We start from the raw sequence: 19724 nt of genomic DNA, 5'->3' as shown, positions 1-19724 counted from the left end.
CTCTTGATTTCCCGGCATTGTTGTGCGGGCCTTTTGTGGGGGCCGTGTGTACAGCGCCTGTCGACAGGAAGTGACAGGCTGCGGCCCCTTACGTACCGGGCGACCGCGCTCTACTCTGATCACTGCTCGGTAGTTACTCGCCAGTTAAACAACAGCCGCCAACAGCCAGCCGCGCCCAGTCTCGCCGCGCTGCCGCGGGCCCCCGGAGGACGTCGTGAGCGACACACATACCCTGATCGAGAACCGTCCGCCGTCCGTGGCGGCCCTCTTCCTGGAGCGCGTGGCGGCCACGCCGGATACCGAGGCCTACCGCTACCCGGTACCAGCCGCCGGTGAGGGCCCCGACGAATGGAAGTCGCTGAGCTGGGCGCAGGCCTCGACACGGGTCTACGCGATCGCGGCCGGCCTGATCGAGCTGGGCGTGCAGCCGGAGGAGCGGGTCGCGCTCGCCTCCTCCACGCGGGTCGAGTGGATCCTGGCCGACCTCGGCATCCTGTGCGCCGGCGCCGCGACGACCACCGTGTACCCGCAGACCAACGCCGAGGAGTCGGCGTTCATCCTCGCGGACTCGGACAGCAAGGTCCTGATCGCCGAGGACGCGGCGCAGCTGGCCAAGGCCCGCGAGCGCCGGACCGAGCTGCCGGACCTCGCCCATGTCGTCGTCATCGACGAGACCGGGGTCGAGCCGGAGGCCGCGGACCCCGAGGGCTGGCTGCTCACGCTCGCCGACCTGGAGAGGCGCGGCGCCGCGTACCTGGAGAAGCACCCGGAGCTGATCAAGGAGAAGGTCGGCGCGATCACCGCGGACCAGCTCGCGACGCTGATCTACACCTCCGGCACCACCGGCCGCCCCAAGGGTGTGCGCCTCCCGCAGGACAACTGGTCGTACATGGCGAAGGCCATCGCCGCGACCGGCCTGGTCGGCCCGGACGACGTGCAGTACCTGTGGCTGCCCCTCGCGCACGTCTTCGGCAAGGTCCTCACCTCCGGGCAGATCGAGGTCGGGCACGTCACCGCCGTCGACGGCCGCGTGGACAAGATCATCGAGAACCTGCCCGTCGTGCAGCCGACGTACATGGCCGCGGTGCCGCGCATCTTCGAGAAGGTCTACAACGGGGTCGCGGCCAAGGCGCGGGCGGGCGGCGGCGCCAAGTACAAGATCTTCCAGTGGGCGGCCGAGGTCGCGCGCGAGTACGCGAAGGTCAGCCAGGACAGCTTCCGCAGGACCGGTTCGGCCTCGGTGCCGTTCGGGCTCGGCGCCAAGCACAAGGTCGCCGACGCGCTCGTCTACTCCAAGCTGCGTGAGGCGTTCGGCGGCCGGCTGCGCGCCTGCGTCTCCGGCTCCGCCGCGCTCGCCCCCGAGATCGGTTACTTCTTCGCCGGCGCGGGCGTGCACATCCTGGAGGGCTACGGCCTCACGGAGACCTCCGCCGCGTCCTTCGTCAACCCCGGCGAGGCGTACCGCACCGGCACGGTCGGCAAGCCGGTGCCCGGCACGGAGGTGCGGATCGCGGACGACGGCGAGATCCTGCTGCGCGGCCCCGGCGTCATGCAGGGCTACCACGGGCTGCCCGAGAAGACGACCGAGGTCCTGGAGTCCGACGGCTGGTTCCACACCGGCGACATCGGCGAGCTGTCGCCCGACGGCTACCTCAAGATCACCGACCGCAAGAAGGACCTGATCAAGACCTCGGGCGGCAAGTACGTCGCGCCCGCCGAGGTCGAGGGCCAGTTCAAGGCCGTGTGTCCGTACGTCTCGAACATCCTGGTGCACGGCGCCGACCGGAACTTCTGCACGGCGCTCATCGCGCTCGACGAGCCGTCCATCCTGGAGTGGGCCAAGGACAACGGCCTGGAGGGCAAGTCGTACGCCGATGTGGTCGCGGCCCCCGTCACGGTCGAACTGGTCGAGGGCTACGTCAAGGAGCTCAACCAGGGCCTCCAGAAGTGGCAGACCATCAAGAAGTTCAAGCTCCTGCCGCGCGACCTCGACATCGAGCACGGCGAGCTGACCCCGAGCCTGAAGCTGAAGCGGCCGGTCGTCGAGCGCGAGTACGGGCACCTGATCGACGAGATGTACGCGGGTTCACGCGAGAAGTGACGCCGCGTCACCGCTTGAGGGATGCGCCGCGGTCCGCCACTACGGTGTGCGGCCGCGGCGCAACTCCCGTAACAGCTCCTCCATCTGTGTCACCTGGCGGCGCGGTGCGGCGGCGTCCGGCGGGGTGCTGTCCGTCGGTTCGTGTTCGACGGCGGACAGGTGGGCCGTCGGCTCGGCGAACTGGAGCTGTTCACGTTCGCCGTCGGGCGTTTCCAGGTGCCGTACACGCCCCGACGCGCGCCTGGCCGCGGAGCCGGCCCTCCGAGCCCACCTCGCGTGCCACGCGGGTCACCTCGTCCGCGAAGCCCCGCAGGTGCTCCATCATCGTGTCGACGGTGTCCTTCGGCTCCAGGATCCCGCCGTGCGCGTCCACGGAGATCTTCTCGGACAGTTCGGCCTGGGCCACGGGCGTGGTGACCTGGGTGATGTTGCGGACCTGCGAGGTCAGGCTGGACGCCCTGTAGTTGACGTTGTCGGTGGGGTCCTTTCACGCGCCGGGGACGCCGCGGACCTGGGCGCGGCCGCCGCGCCGGCCCTCGGTGCCGACCTCGCGTGCCACGCGCGTGACCTAGTCGGCGACGGCGGACATCTCGTCGAGCCGCCCGTGCCGCACGATCTCCCGCCGCACCCGCGTCAGTTCGGCGTTGTGGTGCCGGCTGCGGCCCATGATCTGGTCAACATCGCGCCGAGTCCGGCCGCCAGGCCCTCCCCGGTCTCCGGGGCCTTGGTGAAGTCGCCGTCACGCGCCGACGTCATCGCGGCGAGCGGCGAGCGGCGAGCGGCGAGCGGCGAGCGGCGTACGGAGTTCGGAGTTCGGAGTTCGATGACCCCGATCCGGCCCGGATCCGGAGCGCGCGCGTAGCACTGTTCTCGCTCATGGTGGCCCACTTCGGTAACTCGGTGCTTATGGACGGGTCCGGTCTGTCACTCTGTCCGTGTCGCCTGAGGCGTCTTCGCCCGAACTGCTCAGGAGCTGCACCGTGGGGTCCATTCCGCTGCAACGGGAGACCGCCTACGCCACCGACGAGCCCTCCCGTCCCCCGGGAGCACCGGCCGCCGTGCGGACCTCGCTGCCCGGAAACCCGCTGGCCCCCGCGGCCGCCCGCCGCTTCGTACGGGGCGCTCTCGCCGACTGGGCCGAGCTCGGCCTGACCGCCACGGCCGGCGGCGGCGACCGGCTCACCGACGACGCCGTGGTCGTCCTCAGCGAACTCGTCACGAACGCCGTCGTCCACGCGGGCACCAATGTCGAACTGCTGTGCCGCCTCGAGACCGGCCACCCCGACGACCCGGACGGCGGCTGCGCGCCCGCCGCCCTCGTCATCGAGGTCTCCGACCACCACCCCGCCCGCGCCGTCCGCAGCGACCGCACCGACATGGGCCCCGACACCCCCGAGTGCGGGCGCGGCCTGCGCCTCGTGGCCTCCCTCTCCGACGCCTGGGGCATCACGTACCAGGCCGGTACCAAGACCGTCTGGGCCCGCCTCCCCGTCGACGGCGCCGAGCCGCGGAGCGCTGACCCCTCGGCGTTCCCCGGCGCAAGAACCTTTCAGCACGGGCTGCGCGCCGCCGACACACTGGCTCCCACGCCGCGCCGCTACCCGCACGACCGGGACTGGGTCAACCGTGGCGCGCTCTCCTTCCTCGCCGAGGCCTCCGACCTGCTGGCCGGACAACTCGACGAGGACCAGGTCGCCTCACTCGCCGGACAGATGCTGGTGCCGCGCCTCGCCGACTGGTGCGCCGTCTGGCTCGACGACGAGGACGGCAGGCCGGACCGGGGCGCCGCCGACCGGGCGGGCCGCGGCACCGGCGCCCTCGCCACACCCCGCCTCGCCCGTGTCTGGCACACCAGCGAGAACCGCATGGAGGAGCTCCGCAAGATCCTGGAGAAGGACCCGCCGCAGCCCACCGACGCGGCGCGCAGCGCGGCCGTCCCCGTGCCGTGGCCCTTCGAGTCCCTCGGCGGCGACCCGGCCGGCGCCGCGCTCGCCTACCGCCTCAGCGCGGGCGGCCGCGCGGTCGGCACGCTCCTCATCGGACGGGCCGGCCTGACCCGTTTCCCCGACGAGGTCACCGGCCTCGTCGAGGACTTCGCCCGCCGCGTCGCCCTCGCCGTCAGCGCCGCCCGCCGCTACGCCCGCCAGGCCACCATCAGCCGCATCCTCCAGCGCGGACTGCTGCCCTCCGCCGTCGCCCAGATCCCCGGCATCGAGTCCGCGCTCGTCTACGAGCCGCGCGACGCGGGCGGCCCCGGCGGCGACTTCTACGACGTGTTCCCCGCCGGCGACGGCCGCTGGTGCTTCGCGCTCGGCGACGTCCAGGGCAAGGGCCCGGAGGCGGCCGTCGTCATCGGCCTCGCCCGGCCCTGGCTGCGGCTGCTCGCCCGTGAGGGGTACCAGGTCGCCGAGGTCCTCGACCGTCTCAACCGGCTCCTCCTCGACGACGCCACGGAGGCGGCCGACGCCGCGGCCCGCGCGCTCGCCGCCGCGGGCGGCCAGGGCCTCACGCCCGAAGGCGCGCCCCGCTTCCTTTCCCTGCTCTACGGGGAGCTGGTGCCCACCGAGGACGGGATGCGCTGCACCCTGGCCTCCGCCGGACACCCGCTGCCGCTCCTGCTGCGGCCCGACGGCCCGGTCGTGTCCGCCGCCGAGCCCCAGGTGCTCCTCGGCGTCGTCGACGACCCCGGCTACACCAGCGAGAGCCTCGTGCTCCACGACGGCGACACCCTCCTGTGCGTCACGGACGGGGTGACGGAGCGCCGGGACGGGCACCGCCAGTTCGACGACGGCGACGGCCTCTCGCACGCCCTCGCCGGCTGCACGGGCCTCACCGCACCCCTGCTCGCCGAGCGGATCAGACGGCTGGTCCACGAGTTCTCCGAGAGTCCGCCCGACGACGACCTCGCCCTCCTGGTCCTCCAGGCCCGCTGAGCCCCGGAGCAGCGACCGGCGGGACAACCTCACGGCTGCGGGACAATGGGTCCATGCCTTCCGCACTCCCCGACGGTGAGCCCGTCCCCGACGACGGCGCGCTGCCCGCCTCCGCCCTGGCCGGGGCGGCGGACCGGCCCCTCGGGTTCTATCTGCACGTCCCGTACTGCGCCACGCGCTGCGGCTACTGCGACTTCAACACGTACACCGCGACCGAGCTGCGCGGCTCCGGCGGTGTGCTCGCCTCCCGCGACAACTACGCGGACACCCTCGTCGACGAGGTGCGCCTCGCCCGCAAGGTCCTCGGAGACGACCCGCGCCAGGTGCGCACCGTCTTCGTCGGCGGCGGCACCCCGACGCTCCTCGCGGCAGACGACCTCGTACGGATGCTCGGGGCGATCCGCGACGAGTTCGGGCTCGCGCCCGACGCCGAGGTGACGACGGAGGCCAACCCCGAGTCCGTCGGCCCCGCCTACCTGGAGACCCTCCGCGAAGGCGGCTTCAACCGGATCTCCTTCGGCATGCAGAGCGCCAAGCAGCACGTCCTGAAGATCCTCGACCGCACCCACACCCCCGGCCGCCCCGAGGCCTGTGTCGCCGAGGCGCGCGCCGCGGGCTTCGACCACGTCAACCTCGACCTGATCTACGGCACCCCCGGCGAGAGCGACGACGACTGGCGGGCCTCGCTGGAGGCGGCCATCGGCGCCGGGCCCGACCATGTGTCGGCGTACGCGCTGATCGTCGAGGAGGGCACCCAGCTCGCCCGGCGCATCCGCCGAGGCGAGGTCCCGATGACGGACGACGACGTCCACGCGGACCGCTACCTGATCGCGGACGAGGTCCTCGGCGGGGCGGGCTTCGACTGGTACGAGGTGTCGAACTGGGCCACCACCGACGCCGGGCGCTGCCTGCACAACGAGCTGTACTGGCGCGGGGCCGACTGGTGGGGCGCGGGCCCCGGCGCGCACAGCCACGTCGGCGGGGTGCGCTGGTGGAACGTGAAGCACCCGGGCGCCTACGCCGGGCGCCTCGCGGAGGGGCGCTCGCCCGGCGCGGGGCGCGAGCTCCTGTCGGACGAGGACCGGCGCGTCGAGCGCATCCTGCTGGAGCTGCGCCTCCTCGAGGGCTGCCCCCTGTCGCTCCTGAAGCCGGCGGGCCGTGCCGCCGCCGGCCGGGCCCTGTCCGACGGCCTGCTCGAAGCGGCCCCGTACGAGTCCGGGCGCGCCGTCCTCACCCTGCGCGGCCGCCTCCTCGCCGACGCGGTCGTCCGCGACCTCGTCGACTGAGGGGCCCCAACGCTCATGGGACGGGGCCCCGACGCTCCTGGGACGGGCTCCCGGCAGTTCCAGGGCAAGGCCCCGACGCTCCTGGGACGGGCTCCCGGCAGTTCCAGGGCAAGGCCCCGACGCTCCTGGGACGGGCTCCAACTCTCCTAGGAGAGGTCCGCGGGCAGTGTCACGAAATCGATCAACTCCTCGACCCTGCCCAGGAGTTCGGGCTCCAGGTCGCGGTAGCTGTGCACCCGCGACAGGATGTGCTGCCAGGCTGCGCCGGTGTTCTCCGGCCAGCCGAGCGCCCGGCACACGCCCGTCTTCCAGTCCTGGCCGCGCGGCACCAGGGGCCACGCCCGGATGCCCACGGCCGACGGCTTCACGGCCTCCCACACGTCGATGTAGGGGTGGCCGACGACCAGCGCGTGCTCGCCGGTGACCTGCGCCGCGATGCGTGACTCCTTCGAGCCGGGCACCAGATGGTCGACGAGGACGCCGAGCCGGGCGTCGGGCCCCGGGGCGAACCGGGCGACGATCGCGGGCAGGTCGTCGACGCCCTCCAGGTACTCCACGACCACGCCCTCGATGCGCAGGTCGTCGCCCCAGACCCGCTCCACCAGTTCCGCGTCGTGCCGGCCCTCCACATAGATGCGCCCGGCCCGCGCGACCCGCGCCCGTGCCCCGGGCACCGCGACCGACCCGGAGGCCGTGCGCGTGGGACGCGCGGGCGCGGCGGACCCGGGACGTACGAGGGTGACGACCCGGCCCTCGAGCAGGAAGCCGCGCGGGTCCATGGGGAACACCCGGTGCTTGCCGAAGCGGTCCTCCAGGGTCACCGTCGGGCCCTGGGCCGTCTTCTCGCAGCGGACGACGGCCCCGCAGAACCCGGTCGTGACCTCCTCGACCACGAGATCCACGTCCGCCGCCACCTCGGGCGCGGCCTGCTGCTTCTTCCACGGCGGGGTGAAGTCGGGGGAGTACTGGCGCATTCTGCAGACGATAGGAAGTGCGAACGGCCGTGCGGTTACGACACGCCGAAACGCGCCGCCAGCTCGGCACGCTGCGCACGGACAAACTCCGCATTCACCGCGGCTCCGTGCCCGGGGACGTACACGGCGTCTTCACCACCCAGTTCCAGCAGCCGGTCCAGGGCGGCCGGCCAGCGGCTCGGCACCGCGTCACTGCCCGCCTGCGGCTCGCCCGACTCCTCGACCAGATCGCCGCAGAAGACGACCTCGGGCGTGCCCGGCACCAGGACCGCCAGGTCGTGCCCGCTGTGTGCCGGGCCCACGTTCGCGAGCAGCACCTGGAGCCCGCCGCCCAGATCGAGCGTCCACTCCCCGCACACCCGGTGGGGCGGCACGACGAGCACGTCAGCGGCCTCGGCCGCCTCCTCGCGCGGCACGCCGTGCGCCATCGCGGAGGCCCGCAGCTCGTCGCGGCCCCGCGTGAACACCGTGTCGATGCCCGCGGCGCCGTACACCTCGACACCGGCGAACGCCGCAGTGCCGAGAACATGGTCGAAATGGGGGTGCGTCAGCGCGATATGCGTCACGCGCGCGTGCGGGCCGATGAGGCGCCGGGTGTCCGCCCGCAACACCGCACCCTCACGAAGTGACGAACCCGTGTCGACGAGCAACGCCGCCCCGTCGCCCACCACAAGGCCCGTCGTGCAGTCCCAGCCCGGCAGCCGGACCCGCCCCGCCCGAGCGGACAGCTCCTCCCAGCCCACCGCATTCCAGTCCAGGTCGTCCATGGGTCCGACGCTAGCGCCCTTGCCGGGCCCGTACCCACCGGCCGTACACTGACCCGGAGGCCATTGGCACTCGGCCGCACCGAGTGCCAGCCGCGGACGACACAGCTGGAGGTGCGCGCGAATGCTCAGTGAACGCAGGCTCGAAGTGCTGCGCGCCATCGTCCAGGACTACGTGGGGACCGAGGAGCCGGTCGGCTCCAAGGCGCTCACCGAGCGGCACAGCCTCGGCGTCTCACCGGCGACGGTGCGCAACGACATGGCGGCGCTCGAGGAGGAGGGCTTCATCGCCCAGCCCCACACGAGCGCCGGGCGGATCCCGACCGACAAGGGCTACCGCCTGTTCGTGGACAAGCTGACGGCGGTCAAGCCGATGACGGGGCCCGAGCGCCGCGCCATCCAGAACTTCCTCGACGGCGCCGTCGACCTCGACGACGTCGTCGGCCGGACCGTGCGGCTGCTCGCGCAGCTGACGCGGCAGGTCGCCGTGGTGCAGTACCCGTCCCTGACGCGGTCCACCGTGCGCCACGTGGAACTGCTCTCGCTCGCCGCGGCCCGCGTGATGCTCGTGCTGATCACGGACACGGGGCGGGTCGAGCAGCGGATGATCGACTGCCCGGCGCCGTTCGGCGAGACCTCTCTCGCCGATCTGCGGGCCCGGCTCAACAGCAGGGTCGCGGGACGCCGCTTCGCGGACGTGCCGCAGCTGGTGCAGGACCTGCCGGAGTCCTTCGACGCGGAGGACCGCGGCACGGTCTCGACGGTGCTCTCCACTTTGCTGGAGACACTCGTCGAGGAGACCGAGGAGCGGCTGATGATCGGCGGAACCGCCAATCTCACCCGCTTCGGACATGACTTTCCCCTCACCATCCGGCCCGTTCTCGAGGCCCTTGAGGAGCAGGTCGTGCTCCTCAAACTCCTTGGTGAGGTAAACGATTCGGGCATGGCCGTACGGATCGGTCATGAGAACGCCCATGAGGGACTCAGCTCTACCTCCGTGGTCTCGGTCGGCTACGGTTCGGGCAGCGAGGCAGTCGCCAAGCTCGGCGTGGTCGGACCGACCCGCATGGACTATCCGGGAACGATGGGAGCAGTACGCGCAGTGGCACGTTACGTCGGACAGATCCTGGCGGAGTCGTAAGTGGCCACGGACTACTACGCCGTACTCGGCGTGCGCCGCGACGCCTCCCAGGACGAGATCAAGAAGGCCTTCCGCAGGCTGGCCCGTGAACTTCACCCGGACGTGAATCCGGACCCGAAGACACAGGAGCGGTTCAAGGAGATCAACGCCGCCTACGAGGTGTTGTCGGACCCGCAGAAGAAGCAGGTCTACGACCTCGGCGGCGACCCCCTCTCGCAGGCGGGCGGAGGCGGAGCCGGCGGCTTCGGCGCCGGTGGCTTCGGGAACTTCTCCGACATCATGGACGCGTTCTTCGGAACGGCGTCCCAGCGTGGTCCCCGGTCGCGCACGCGCCGCGGCCAGGACGCCATGATCCGGCTCGAGATCGAGCTGGACGAGGCCGCCTTCGGGACCACCAAGGACATCCAGGTCGACACGGCCATCGTCTGTACGACCTGCAGCGGCGAGGGTGCCGCGCCGGGTACGTCCGCGCAGACCTGTGACATGTGCCGCGGTCGCGGCGAGGTGTCCCAGGTCACGCGGTCCTTCCTGGGCCAGGTCATGACCTCGCGGCCGTGCCCGCAGTGCCAGGGCTTCGGCACGGTCGTGCCGACGCCGTGCCCGGAGTGCGCCGGTGACGGCCGCATCCGCTCGCGGCGCACGCTCACCGTGAAGATCCCGGCCGGTGTCGACAACGGCACGCGGATCCAGCTCGCGGGCGAGGGCGAGGTCGGCCCCGGCGGCGGCCCCGCCGGTGACCTGTACGTCGAGATCCACGAGCTGCCGCACCCCGTCTTCCAGCGGCGCGGCGACGATCTGCACTGCACCGTCACCATCCCGATGACGGCGGCGGCGCTCGGCACCAAGGTGCCGCTGGAGACGCTCGACGGCCTCGAGGAGATCGACATCCGGCCGGGCACGCAGTCCGGTCAGTCGGTCCCGCTGCACGGGCGCGGCATCACGCACCTGCGCGGCGGCGGTCGCGGCGACCTCATCGTGCATGTCGAGGTCCTGACGCCGACGAAGCTGGACGCCGAGCAGGAGCGGGTGCTGCGTGAGCTGTCGAAGCTGCGCGGCGAGGAACGTCCCACGGGGCAGTTCCAGCCCGGTCAGCAGGGTCTGTTCTCGCGGCTCAAGGACGCGTTCAACGGCCGGTAGGCGGATTCGGACTTGTACGGGGGACGTGGCACGATGCGGTCATGTCCCCCACGCTGACCGATCTCTGTCACTATCCGATCGTGCAGGCACCCATGGCGGGCGGTGCCTCCTGTCCGCAGCTCGCCGCCGCCGTGTCGGAGGCCGGCGGGCTCGGGTTCCTCGCCGCCGGGTACAAAACCGCCGACGGGATGTACCAGGAGATCAAGCAGGTACGGGGGCTGACCAACCAGCCGTTCGGCGTGAATCTCTTCATGCCGCAGCCCGAGTACGCGGACCCCGCGGCGGTCGCGGTCTACGGCAGCCAGCTCGCCGGTGAGGCAGCCTGGTACGAGACGCAGCTCGGCGACCCGGACGGCGGCCGCGACGACGGCTTCGACGCGAAGCTCGCGATCCTCCTCGACGACCCGGTACCGGTCGTCACCTTCACGTTCGGCTGCCCGAGCCGCGACGTCCTCGACTCCCTCGCCCGCGTCGGCACCCTCACCGCCGTCACCGTGACCACCCCGGAGGAGGCGCAGGCCGCCCAGTGGGCCGGCGCCGACGCGGTGTGCGTCCAGGGCATCGAGGCGGGCGGCCACCAGGGCACCCACCGGGACAACCCGGAGGCCGACGGCTCCGGCATCGGGCTCATCGCCCTGATCGCGCAGGTCCGTGAGGCCGTGCAGATCCCGATCATCGCCGCCGGCGGCCTCATGCGCGGCGGGCAGCTCGCCGCCGTGCTCGCCGCGGGCGCCGACGCCGGACAGTTCGGCACGGCCTTCCTGGTCTGTCCCGAGTCCGGCGCCAACCTGCTGCACAAGCAGGCCATGACCAACCCGCTGTTCGTGCGGACCGAGCTGACCCGGGCGTTCTCCGGGCGCCCGGCGCGCGGCCTGGTGAACCGGTTCATGCGCGAGCACGGCCCGTACGCGCCCGCCGCCTACCCGCAGATCCACCACATGACGTCGACGCTGCGCAAGGCCGCCGCCAAGGCGGGGGACCCGCAGGGGATGGCGCTGTGGGCGGGACAGGGCCACCGGCTCGCCCGTGAGCTGCCCGCCGGCCAGCTCGTCGAGGTGCTCGCGGCCGAACTCGCCGACGCGAAGGACGTGTTGGGCGCGGGGGGTGCCGCATGACGGCGCCGGTGTTCGTCGTCGACGAGGTGCCGTCCGCCAAAACGTTCGTGCTCGACGGGGCCGAGGGGCGGCACGCGGTCTCCGTGAAGCGGCTGCGGGCCGGTGAGGACGTCGTCCTGACCGACGGGCGCGGACGCTGGACCGAGGCGGTCGTGGAGGCCGCCGAGGGCAAGGACCGGCTCGTCGTCACGGCGGGCCCCGTCCAGGAGGAGCCCGCGCAGGCGCCCAGGATCACCGTCGTCCAGGCCCTGCCCAAGGGCGACCGGGGCGAACTCGCCGTCGAGACCATGACGGAGACCGGTGTCGACGCGATCGTGCCGTGGCAGGCCGCCCGCTGCATCACGCAGTGGAAGGGCGACCGCGGCGCCAAGGCGCTCGGCAAGTGGCGGGCCACCGCGCGCGAGGCGGGCAAGCAGTCCCGCCGGGTGCGCTTCCCGCACGTCGCGGACGCCGCGACGACCAAGCAGGTGGCGGCGCTTCTCGCCGGGGCGGACTTCGCGGCCGTCCTGCACGAGGACCGCGACTGCGACAGCGGCGCCCTCGCCACCGCCGAGCTGCCCACGGCCGGGGACATCGTCCTCGTGGTCGGCCCGGAGGGCGGCGTCTCGCCCGACGAGCTCGCCGCGTTCGCCGAGGCGGGCGCGCGTCCGTACCGGCTCGGGCGTAGCGTTCTGCGTACGTCGACCGCGGGGACCGCCGCGACGGCGCTGCTCCTCGGCCGCACCGGCCGCTGGTCCTGATCAGACCCCCAGGGGGACGCGTGGAACTCGCCCAGGTCAGACTTCTCGTCACCGACTTCCGTGCCTGTTACCACTTCTACGCGGACGTGCTCGGCCTCAAGCCGCAGTCGGGCGCGCAGGACGGCCCGTACGAGAAGTTCAGCCCCGCGGCGGGCTCCGCCGGCATCGCGCTGGAGGACCGGGCGCTGATGGCGCGGATCATCGGTGAGCTGACGGGCGCCCCGGACGGGTACCGCTCCCTCGTCGTGCTGCGGGTCGACGATCTGGACGAGTACTGCGAACAGATCGTCGCGCGCGGCGCCGAGATCCTCCAGGGGCCCGCGCCGATGACCGACCGGATGCGCGTCGCACACCTCAAGGACCCCGAGGGCAACATCGTGGAGCTCCAGGAGTGGCTGCTGATGCGCGGCTGATCGCCCAGCGGTCCGGGGCAAGTGACCAAACCCCCTGACCTGGCCGTGCGCGCGTGCCTAGGGTGATCGAGTGACACGGACAGCGCACTCTGGATATCTCCGGTTCCCGCATCTGCACGGCGAGTTGGCCGCCTTCACCGCCGAGGACGACGTCTGGGTCGCCCCTCTCGACGGTGGGCGCGCCTGGCGCGTCAGCGCCGACAACGTCCCCGTCAGCCATCCCCGGATCTCGCCCGACGGCACCACCGTCGCCTGGACGTCCACCCGCGACGGCGCCCCCGAGGTGCACATCGCCCCGGTCGACGGCGGACCCTCGAAACGCCTTACGTACTGGGGCAGTTCGAGGACGACGGTGCGCGGCTGGACCCCCGACGGGCAGGTCCTCGCGCTCAGCACCCAGGGCCAGGCGTCCCTGCGCCGCAGCTGGGCGAGGGCCGTGCCCCTCGACGGCGGACCCGCCACCACGCTCCCGTACGGGCCCGTGGGCGACGTCGTGACCGGGCCCGGCGGGCAGGTCGTCCTGCTGTCCGCGCCGATGGGCCGCGAGGCCGCCTGGTGGAAGCGCTACCGGGGCGGCACCGCGGGGAAGCTGTGGATCGACCGGGCGGGCGACGGCGAGTTCGTCCGCCTCCACGAGGAGCTCGACGGGAACATCGAGTACCCGATGTGGGTGGGAGACCGCGTCGCCTTCCTGTCCGACCACGAAGGCGTCGGCGCCCTGTACTCGTCCCTCGCCGACGGCAGTTCACTGCGCCGGCACACGCCGCTCGACGGCTTCTACGCCCGGCACGCGGCGAGCGACGGCGACCGCGTCGTGTACGTGTCGGCCGGAGAGCTGTGGATCGTGGACACCCTCGACGGCGCGGAGGACGCCGCGCCGCGCCGCCTGGACGTCCGCCTCGGCGGGCAGCGCGTCGACCTCCAGCCCCACCCCGTCAGCGCCGCCCGCTGGTTCGGCGCGGCGGCGCCCGACCACACCGCGCGCGGCAGCGCCGTCGCGGTGCGCGGCGCGGTCCACTGGGTCACCCACCGCTCCGGGCCCGCCCGCGCGCTGGCCGCCCGGCCCGGCGTACGGGCCCGCCTCCCGCGCACCTTCCGCGTCGAGGGCGAGGAACACGTGGTGTGGGTGACGGACGCCGAGGGCGACGACGCCCTGGAGTTCGCGCCCGCCACCGGCATCGCGCCCGGCGCCACCCCGCGCAGGCTCGCCGCCGGGCAGCTCGGCCGCGTACTGAACCTCGCGATGGCACCCGACGGCAGCCGGGCCGCCGTCGCCTCGCACGACGGGCGTGTGCTGCTCGTCGAGCGCGAGAGCGGCGAGGTCAGGGAGGTCGACCGCAGCGAGGACGGCGACGTGACAGGTCTCGTCTTCTCGCCGGACTCGGCGTGGCTCGCCTGGTCGCACCCCGGTCCCTCGCCCCTGCGCCAGCTCAAGCTCGCCAACACCGCCGACCTGTCGGTGACGGAGGCGACGCCGCTGCGGTTCCGGGACTACGCGCCCGCGTTCACCCTCGACGGCAAACACCTCGCGTTCCTCTCCTCGCGCTCCTTCGACCCGGTCTACGACGAGCACGTCTTCGACCTCGCGTTCGTCGGGGGCTCGCGGCCGCACCTGATCACGCTCGCCGCGGCGACGCCCTCCCCGTTCGGCCCCCAGCGCCACGGCCGCCCCTTCGACACCCCGGACAGCCCCGCCGCCGAGACGCCCGACAGCGAAGGCACCCCCACCACCCGTATCGACCTCGAAGGGCTCGCCGACCGCATCGTCGCGTTCCCCGTCGAGGCGGCCCGCTACACGACCCTGCGGGCCGCCAAGGACGGCGTCCTGTGGCTGCGGCACCCGCTCCAGGGCGTACTCGGCGCGTCCCGGGCCACCCCCGACGACCCCGACCCCAAGAGCGAGCTCGAACGCTACGACCTCGCCCAGCAGCGCATCGAGCACCTCGCCTCCGACGCCGACCACCTGGCCGTCAGCGGCGACGGCAAGCGCGTCCTGCTGTGGACCGACGGCAAGCTCAAGGTCGTACCGAGCGACCGGCGCGCCTCCTCCGACGACGACAGCGACACCAACATCACCGTCGACCTGAGCCGGGTCCGCCAGGACGTCGACCCGGTCGCCGAGTGGCGGCAGATGTACGACGAGGCGGGCCGCCTCATGAGGGACAACTTCTGGCGCGCGGACATGGACGGCGTCGACTGGGACGGCGTCCTGGAGCGCTACCGCCCCGTCCTCGACCGCGTCGCCACCCACGACGACCTCGTCGACCTCCTGTGGGAGGTCCAGGGCGAACTCGGCACCTCCCACGCCTACGTCACACCGGGCGGCGGCTGGAGCGGCGGCGACCGGCGGCAGGGCCTCCTCGGCGCAGACATCTCCCGCCACGAGGACGGCAGTTGGCGCATCGACCGCGTCCTGCCCACCGAGACGTCCGACCCGCGCGCCCACGCACCGCTCGCCGCGCCCGGGGTGGCCGTACGTGCGGGTGACGCGATCGTCGCGGTGGCCGGACGCCCCGTCGACCCCGTCACCGGTCCGGGACCGCTCCTCGTCGGGACGGCGGGCAAGCCCGTCGAGCTGACCGTCTCCCCGGCCGGCGGCGGCGACCCGCGCCACGCGGTCGTCGTCCCCGTCGCCGACGAGGAGCCGCTGCGCTACCACGCCTGGGTCGCCGACCGACGCGCCCACGTCCACGCGCAGTCGGGCGGCCGCCTCGGCTATCTCCACGTGCCCGACATGCAGGCCCCCGGCTGGGCCCAGATCCACCGCGACCTGCGGGTCGAGGTGGCGCGCGACGGACTCGTCGTCGACGTGCGCGAGAACCGCGGCGGACACACCTCGCAGCTCGTCGTCGAGAAGCTGGCCCGCCGGGTCGTCGGCTGGGACCTGCCGCGCGGCTCCCGCCCCTTCAGCTACCCGATGGACGCGCCCCGCGGCCCCGTGGTGGCCGTCGCCAACGAGTTCTCCGGCTCCGACGGCGACATCGTCAACGCGGCGATCAAGGCGCTCGGGATCGGCCCCGTGGTCGGGGTACGCACCTGGGGCGGCGTCATCGGCATCGACAGCCGCTACCGGCTCGTCGACGGCACGCTGGTGACCCAGCCGAAGTACGCGACCTGGCTGGACGGCTACGAGTGGGGGCTGGAGAACCACGGCGTCGACCCCGACGTCGAAGTGGTCGCCGCCCCGCAGGACCACGCCGCCGGACGCGACCCGCAGCTCGACGAGGCCGTGCGCATCGCCCTCGCGGCGCTCGCCGAGAACCCGGCGCGGACGGCACCCGAACTCCCGGAGCCACGCGGGCGGGCGCAGGGCCTGTCGTAGGAGGCAGGCGTCGCGGGGGGTGGTGGGCCGGATAGCATTCCCGGCGTAGTGACCGGACGGTGTGAGGAGACGTGATCGTGGCCGGAGAGCCGCAGGCCGACTGCCTGTTCTGCAAGATCGTCGCGGGGGAGGTCCCGGCCACGCTGGTACGGGAGACCGAGACCACCGTCGCCTTCCGGGACATCAACCCGCAGGCGCCGACCCACATCCTCGTCATCCCGCGCGTCCACCACCGCGACGGCGCGGCCCTCGCCGCCGCCGAGCCGCAGATCGCCGCCGACGTGCTGCGGGAGACGGCCGAGGTCGCCGCCGAGGAGAAGCTCGACAGCTACCGCGTCGTGTTCAACACCGGCAGCGGCGCGGGCCAGACCGTCTTCCACGCCCACGCCCATGTCCTCGGGGGCCGCGGCCTCCAGTGGCCCCCCGGCTAGCGGGCGCCTGGTAACGCGCCGTGTCCGTACGGGAATTGGTGGTGCTCGGCACCGCGAGCCAGGTGCCGACGAGGCACCGCAACCACAACGGCTACCTGCTGCGCTGGGACGGGGAGGGCATCCTCTTCGATCCCGGCGAGGGCACGCAGCGCCAGATGCTGCGGGCCGGCGTCGCCGCGCACGACCTCAACCGGTTGTGCGTCACCCACTTCCACGGCGACCACTCCCTCGGCCTCGCCGGGGTCATCCAGCGCATCAACCTGGACCGGGTGCCGCACCCCGTCACCGCGCACTACCCGCGCTCCGGGCAGCGCTTCTTCGACCGGCTGCGGTACGCCACCGCGTACCGCGAGAGCGTCGCACTCGCCGAGGAGCCGGTGGGTGGCGCGGGCGGCGTCCTCGCCGAGACGCCGTCGTACACGCTGGACGCGCGCCGTCTCTCCCACCCCGTCGAGTCCTACGGCTACCGGCTCGTGGAGCCCGACGGACGCCGCATACTGCCCGGACTGCTCGCCGAACACGGCATCTCCGGGCCCGACGTGGGGATCCTCCAGCGCGACGGGTCCCTGCGCGGCGTCACCCTCGACGACGTGAGCGAGGTGCGGCGCGGGCAGCGGTTCGCGTTCGTCATGGACACCCGGCTCTGTGACGGGGTGAACGAGCTCGCCGAGGGGTGCGACATGCTCGTCATCGAGTCGACCTTCCTCGACGGCGACCACCGACTGGCGGCCGACCACGGCCACTTGACCGCCGGGCAGGCCGCACGCGTCGCGGCCGAGGGCGGGGTGCGGCATCTCGTGCTCACACACTTCAGCCAGCGCTACTCCGACCCCGACGAGTTCGAGCGTCAGGCCCGCGCCGCCGGCTTCACCGGAGAGCTGACCGTGGCACGGGACCTGGACCGGGTCCAGGTGCCCAAACGCGTCTAATCCCGGGCGTACCATGCTCTGATGTCCCTCGCCTCACTCCCCAAAGCCGAACTCCACCTGCACATCGAAGGCACCCTCGAACCCGAGCTCGCCTTCGAGCTCGCGGCCCGCAACGGCGTCGACCTGCCGTTCGCCGACACCGAGGCCCTCCGCAAGGCCTACCTCTTCGAAGACCTGCAGTCCTTCCTCGACCTGTACTACGGCCTGATGGCGGTCCTGCGCACCGAGGAGGACTTCGAGCAGCTCGCCGACGCCTACCTCGCGCGCGCCGCCGCGCAGGGCGTGCGGCACGCCGAGATCTTCTTCGACCCGCAGGCCCACACGGCCCGCGGCGTGCCGATCGGGACCGTCGTCGAGGGCCTGAGCGCCGCCCTGTCGAAGAGCGTGGAGCGCCACGGCGTCTCCACCCGGCTCATCATGTGCTTCCTGCGCGACCAGTCCGCCGAGTCGGCGATGCAGACCCTGGAGTCCGCGAAGCCCTACCTCGACCGGATCGTGGGCGTCGGCCTCGACTCCGCCGAGGTCGGCAACCCCGCCTCCAAGTTCCGTGAGGTGTACGAGGCCGCGGGCGCGCTCGGGCTGCGCAAGGTCGCCCACGCGGGTGAGGAGGGCGACCCCTCGTACGTATGGGAGGCGCTGGACGTGCTCGGCGTCGAGCGCATCGACCACGGGCTCCGCTGCGTCGAGGACCCGGCGCTCGTCGAGCGGCTCGTGCGGGACCGGGTGCCCCTGACGCTGTGTCCGCTGTCGAACGTGCGGCTGCGCGCCATCGACGTACTGGAGGACCACCCGCTGCCGCGGATGATGGACGCCGGTCTGCTCTGCACGGTGAACTCCGACGACCCGTCCTACTTCGGCGGGTACGTCGGAGACACCTTCCACGCGGTCCACGAGGCGCTCGCGCTCGACCACGAGCGGCTGCGCGAGCTCGCCCGCAACTCGTTCGTCGCGTCGTTCCTCGACGACGACGAGGAGCTGCGCTCGCGCTACCTCGCCGAGGTCGACGCGTTCGCGTTCGACGACTGACCGAGTCCCGCCGAACCGCCCCGCGGTCCCGCCGTGGAGAACTCCTCCTGCGTCGGGGCCGGTTGGGGCGTGCTCACCGTGATCTCCACGACCGGCTGCTCCGGCGCGCCCATCTGCGGGACCGCGCCCGCCGGGGCGCCCGTCACACCGGCCACCAGGGCGGCGGGAGCGCCGCCCCTCCTGCGGACCGTGCCGGGCCGCAGCAGCGGGCTGCCGCCCGTGTGCAGCGCCACCGCCGTGAGCGGCAGCGCCAGGACGAGCAGCGCCGCGGCGAGCGTCGTGCCCATCGCCGGGTAGCCCGCCGTCTGCGAGAGGACGCTGCCGGTGAGCGGCCCGCAGGCCGTGCCGAGCGACGCCGCCGAGCCGACGAGGACCGCCCAGCGGCCGCGCGGGTCCAGGGACGCGGCCAGGCCGATCAGATACGACAGGACCACGGGGTACAGCGTGTTCCACGCGATCTCACCGGTCGCGAACGACGCGAGGTCGTCCGCGCGGGCGCTCACCACGATGCAGCACGCGATCAGTGCCGTGCCCGCGCCGATCGGGGCGGCGCGGCCGAGCCGGGACCCGAGCGCCCCCGCGCCGAGCACGCCCACCAGCGCCGTGCCGAGCGCCACCGCGAAGACCGCGCCGACGGTGATCTCCGTCAGGCCCGCCTGGTCCGTGCCGATGCGGCTGCTGACGCCCCACAGGGAGTTCTGCGCCATCGACCAGCAGAGCATCGCGGCGGCCAGGACCAGGCCCGAGCGGCGGAAGGGGAGAGGACCGGCGGGCCCGGGCCGCTGCCCGGCCGGGGTGGGGAGCCCGGCGGTGCCGCTCTCCAGGCCGGAGGTCGCCGGCCATGTCGCCAGCGCCGTCAGCGCGATCGCCGCGAACGGCAGCGCGTGACCGGTGCCCAGGTGCGGCATCGTCAGATACAGCGCGCCCGCCAGCGCCGAGACGCTGAGCAGGCCCAGCGTCGACGCCCGGTGCGGGTCACGCTGCCCGGCGATTCCCGTCGCGGCGACGGTCGTCGCCGTGCCCGAGCCGAAGCCTCCGGCCATCGCGCCGATGACCACCAGCGGAACGAAGGACGTCGCCGCGGCCGCGCTGTATCCCAGCGCCGCGAGCAGCAGGCCCGCTCTCGCGAGGGTGCGGGGGCCCATGCGGTCCACACGGCCGGCGAAGGTGAAGCCCGCCGCGGCCGAACTCATCAGCAGCGCACTGCCGATGAGACCCGCCTGCGCCGGGGGGAGATGGAGGCTGTCGCCGAGACGGCCCACGACGGTGGGCAGCAGATACGGGGCCAGATAACCGGCCGTGAAGAGAGCGACAAGGGGCCGGGGAGTGCGGCGGGACACGGGCGTTCCAAGGCGTGGCGGTGTACGGGGATCAGGGCATGCGGAATTACGGGGATGCCTGAACAGGCAAGG

Annotated in this window: 16 protein-coding genes and 1 pseudogene; 12 read left to right on the top strand and 5 right to left on the bottom strand. The window is 73.0% G+C overall.

Translation table 11 applies throughout. The features are described 5' to 3' along the window. Window positions 1-214 precede the first annotated feature (214 nt). A complete protein-coding gene (locus tag LGI35_RS16765) occupies window positions 215-2101 on the top strand; it encodes an AMP-dependent synthetase/ligase (protein ID WP_227294614.1) in 1887 nt (628 codons plus the stop codon). 188 nt (window positions 2102-2289) lie between these two features. Here the strand turns inward: LGI35_RS16765 and LGI35_RS16760 are convergent. After that, window positions 2290-2699 (bottom strand): annotated as a pseudogene (locus LGI35_RS16760) (HAMP domain-containing protein); the annotation flags it as partial. Window positions 2700-2734: 35 nt separating this feature from the next. Beyond that, a complete protein-coding gene (locus LGI35_RS16755; RefSeq protein WP_227294613.1) occupies window positions 2735-2989 on the bottom strand; it encodes a hypothetical protein in 255 nt (84 codons plus the stop codon). Window positions 2990-3081: 92 nt separating this feature from the next. Here LGI35_RS16755 and LGI35_RS16750 point away from each other — a divergent pair, with 92 nt between their 5' ends. After that, a complete protein-coding gene (locus tag LGI35_RS16750; RefSeq protein WP_227294612.1) occupies window positions 3082-5034 on the top strand; it encodes a SpoIIE family protein phosphatase in 1953 nt (650 codons plus the stop codon). Between the two features lie 53 nt (window positions 5035-5087). Further along, window positions 5088-6320: a radical SAM family heme chaperone HemW gene (hemW, locus tag LGI35_RS16745; protein ID WP_116513033.1), complete on the top strand. Its 1233-nt coding sequence runs from the start codon at window positions 5088-5090 to the stop codon at window positions 6318-6320. Between the two features lie 146 nt (window positions 6321-6466). Here hemW and LGI35_RS16740 read toward each other — a convergent pair whose 3' ends face one another. Then, complete coding sequence (locus LGI35_RS16740; RefSeq protein ID WP_227294611.1) at window positions 6467-7294, bottom strand: DUF3097 domain-containing protein; 828 nt, start codon at window positions 7292-7294, stop codon at window positions 6467-6469. Window positions 7295-7329: 35 nt separating this feature from the next. Beyond that, on the bottom strand, window positions 7330-8061 hold the full coding sequence (locus tag LGI35_RS16735) for an MBL fold metallo-hydrolase (RefSeq protein ID WP_227294610.1): 732 nt from the start codon (window positions 8059-8061) through the stop codon (window positions 7330-7332). A 121-nt stretch (window positions 8062-8182) separates the two neighbouring features. Here LGI35_RS16735 and hrcA point away from each other — a divergent pair, with 121 nt between their 5' ends. From hrcA to LGI35_RS16690, 9 genes are all read left to right on the top strand, one after another. Further along, window positions 8183-9199 carry a heat-inducible transcriptional repressor HrcA gene (gene hrcA, locus LGI35_RS16730; protein WP_116513036.1) on the top strand — a complete coding sequence of 339 codons (1017 nt, stop codon included), beginning with the start codon at window positions 8183-8185 and terminating at the stop codon, window positions 9197-9199. Then, window positions 9200-10336, top strand: a complete 1137-nt coding sequence (dnaJ, locus tag LGI35_RS16725; RefSeq protein ID WP_116513037.1) for a molecular chaperone DnaJ — start codon at window positions 9200-9202, stop codon at window positions 10334-10336. It abuts the gene before it with no gap. Between the two features lie 41 nt (window positions 10337-10377). Beyond that, entirely contained in the window at window positions 10378-11451 is a 1074-nt protein-coding gene (locus LGI35_RS16720; protein ID WP_227294609.1) for a nitronate monooxygenase, read from the top strand. Continuing rightward, window positions 11448-12191 (top strand): 16S rRNA (uracil(1498)-N(3))-methyltransferase, encoded by a 744-nt coding sequence (locus LGI35_RS16715; RefSeq protein ID WP_227294608.1) that lies wholly within the window; start codon window positions 11448-11450, stop codon window positions 12189-12191. The genes LGI35_RS16720 and LGI35_RS16715 overlap by 4 nt, the downstream gene beginning before the upstream one ends. A gap of 20 nt (window positions 12192-12211) precedes the next feature. Beyond that, window positions 12212-12604 carry a VOC family protein gene (locus LGI35_RS16710; RefSeq protein ID WP_227294607.1) on the top strand — a complete coding sequence of 131 codons (393 nt, stop codon included), beginning with the start codon at window positions 12212-12214 and terminating at the stop codon, window positions 12602-12604. 70 nt (window positions 12605-12674) lie between these two features. After that, complete coding sequence (locus tag LGI35_RS16705; RefSeq protein ID WP_227294606.1) at window positions 12675-15926, top strand: S41 family peptidase; 3252 nt, start codon at window positions 12675-12677, stop codon at window positions 15924-15926. Between the two features lie 77 nt (window positions 15927-16003). Beyond that, the gene (locus LGI35_RS16700) at window positions 16004-16357 is read left to right on the top strand and encodes a histidine triad nucleotide-binding protein (RefSeq protein WP_227294605.1); all 354 of its coding nucleotides are present in this window, start codon (window positions 16004-16006) and stop codon (window positions 16355-16357) included. Window positions 16358-16377: 20 nt separating this feature from the next. After that, window positions 16378-17286, top strand: a complete 909-nt coding sequence (locus tag LGI35_RS16695) for a ribonuclease Z (protein ID WP_227294604.1) — start codon at window positions 16378-16380, stop codon at window positions 17284-17286. A 21-nt stretch (window positions 17287-17307) separates the two neighbouring features. Further along, entirely contained in the window at window positions 17308-18312 is a 1005-nt protein-coding gene (locus LGI35_RS16690) for an adenosine deaminase (protein ID WP_100594258.1), read from the top strand. On the opposite strand, the gene LGI35_RS16685 is transcribed toward LGI35_RS16690, so the two are convergent. Further along, window positions 18273-19652: an MFS transporter gene (locus LGI35_RS16685; RefSeq protein WP_227294603.1), complete on the bottom strand. Its 1380-nt coding sequence runs from the start codon at window positions 19650-19652 to the stop codon at window positions 18273-18275. The genes LGI35_RS16690 and LGI35_RS16685 overlap by 40 nt on opposite strands. Window positions 19653-19724 lie beyond the last annotated feature (72 nt).

Source organism: Streptomyces longhuiensis, assembly GCF_020616555.1.
In the GTDB taxonomy this organism is placed as follows: domain Bacteria; phylum Actinomycetota; class Actinomycetes; order Streptomycetales; family Streptomycetaceae; genus Streptomyces; species Streptomyces longhuiensis.
The sequence above is the reverse complement of the archived record's forward strand: the minus strand, read 5'-3'. Positions and strand labels throughout refer to the sequence as shown.

Bases quoted from the DNA above. Each gene is read 5' to 3' on its own strand.
- hemW (WP_116513033.1), top strand. From the start codon at position 5,088: ATGCCTTCCGCACTCCCCGACGGTGAGCCCGTCCCCGACGACGGCGCG.
- LGI35_RS16740 (WP_227294611.1), bottom strand. From the start codon at position 7,294: ATGCGCCAGTACTCCCCCGACTTCACCCCGCCGTGGAAGAAGCAGCAG.
- LGI35_RS16735 (WP_227294610.1), bottom strand. From the start codon at position 8,061: ATGGACGACCTGGACTGGAATGCGGTGGGCTGGGAGGAGCTGTCCGCT.
- hrcA (WP_116513036.1), top strand. From the start codon at position 8,183: ATGCTCAGTGAACGCAGGCTCGAAGTGCTGCGCGCCATCGTCCAGGAC.
- LGI35_RS16720 (WP_227294609.1), top strand. From the start codon at position 10,378: ATGTCCCCCACGCTGACCGATCTCTGTCACTATCCGATCGTGCAGGCA.
- LGI35_RS16715 (WP_227294608.1), top strand. From the start codon at position 11,448: ATGACGGCGCCGGTGTTCGTCGTCGACGAGGTGCCGTCCGCCAAAACG.
- LGI35_RS16690 (WP_100594258.1), top strand. From the start codon at position 17,308: ATGTCCCTCGCCTCACTCCCCAAAGCCGAACTCCACCTGCACATCGAA.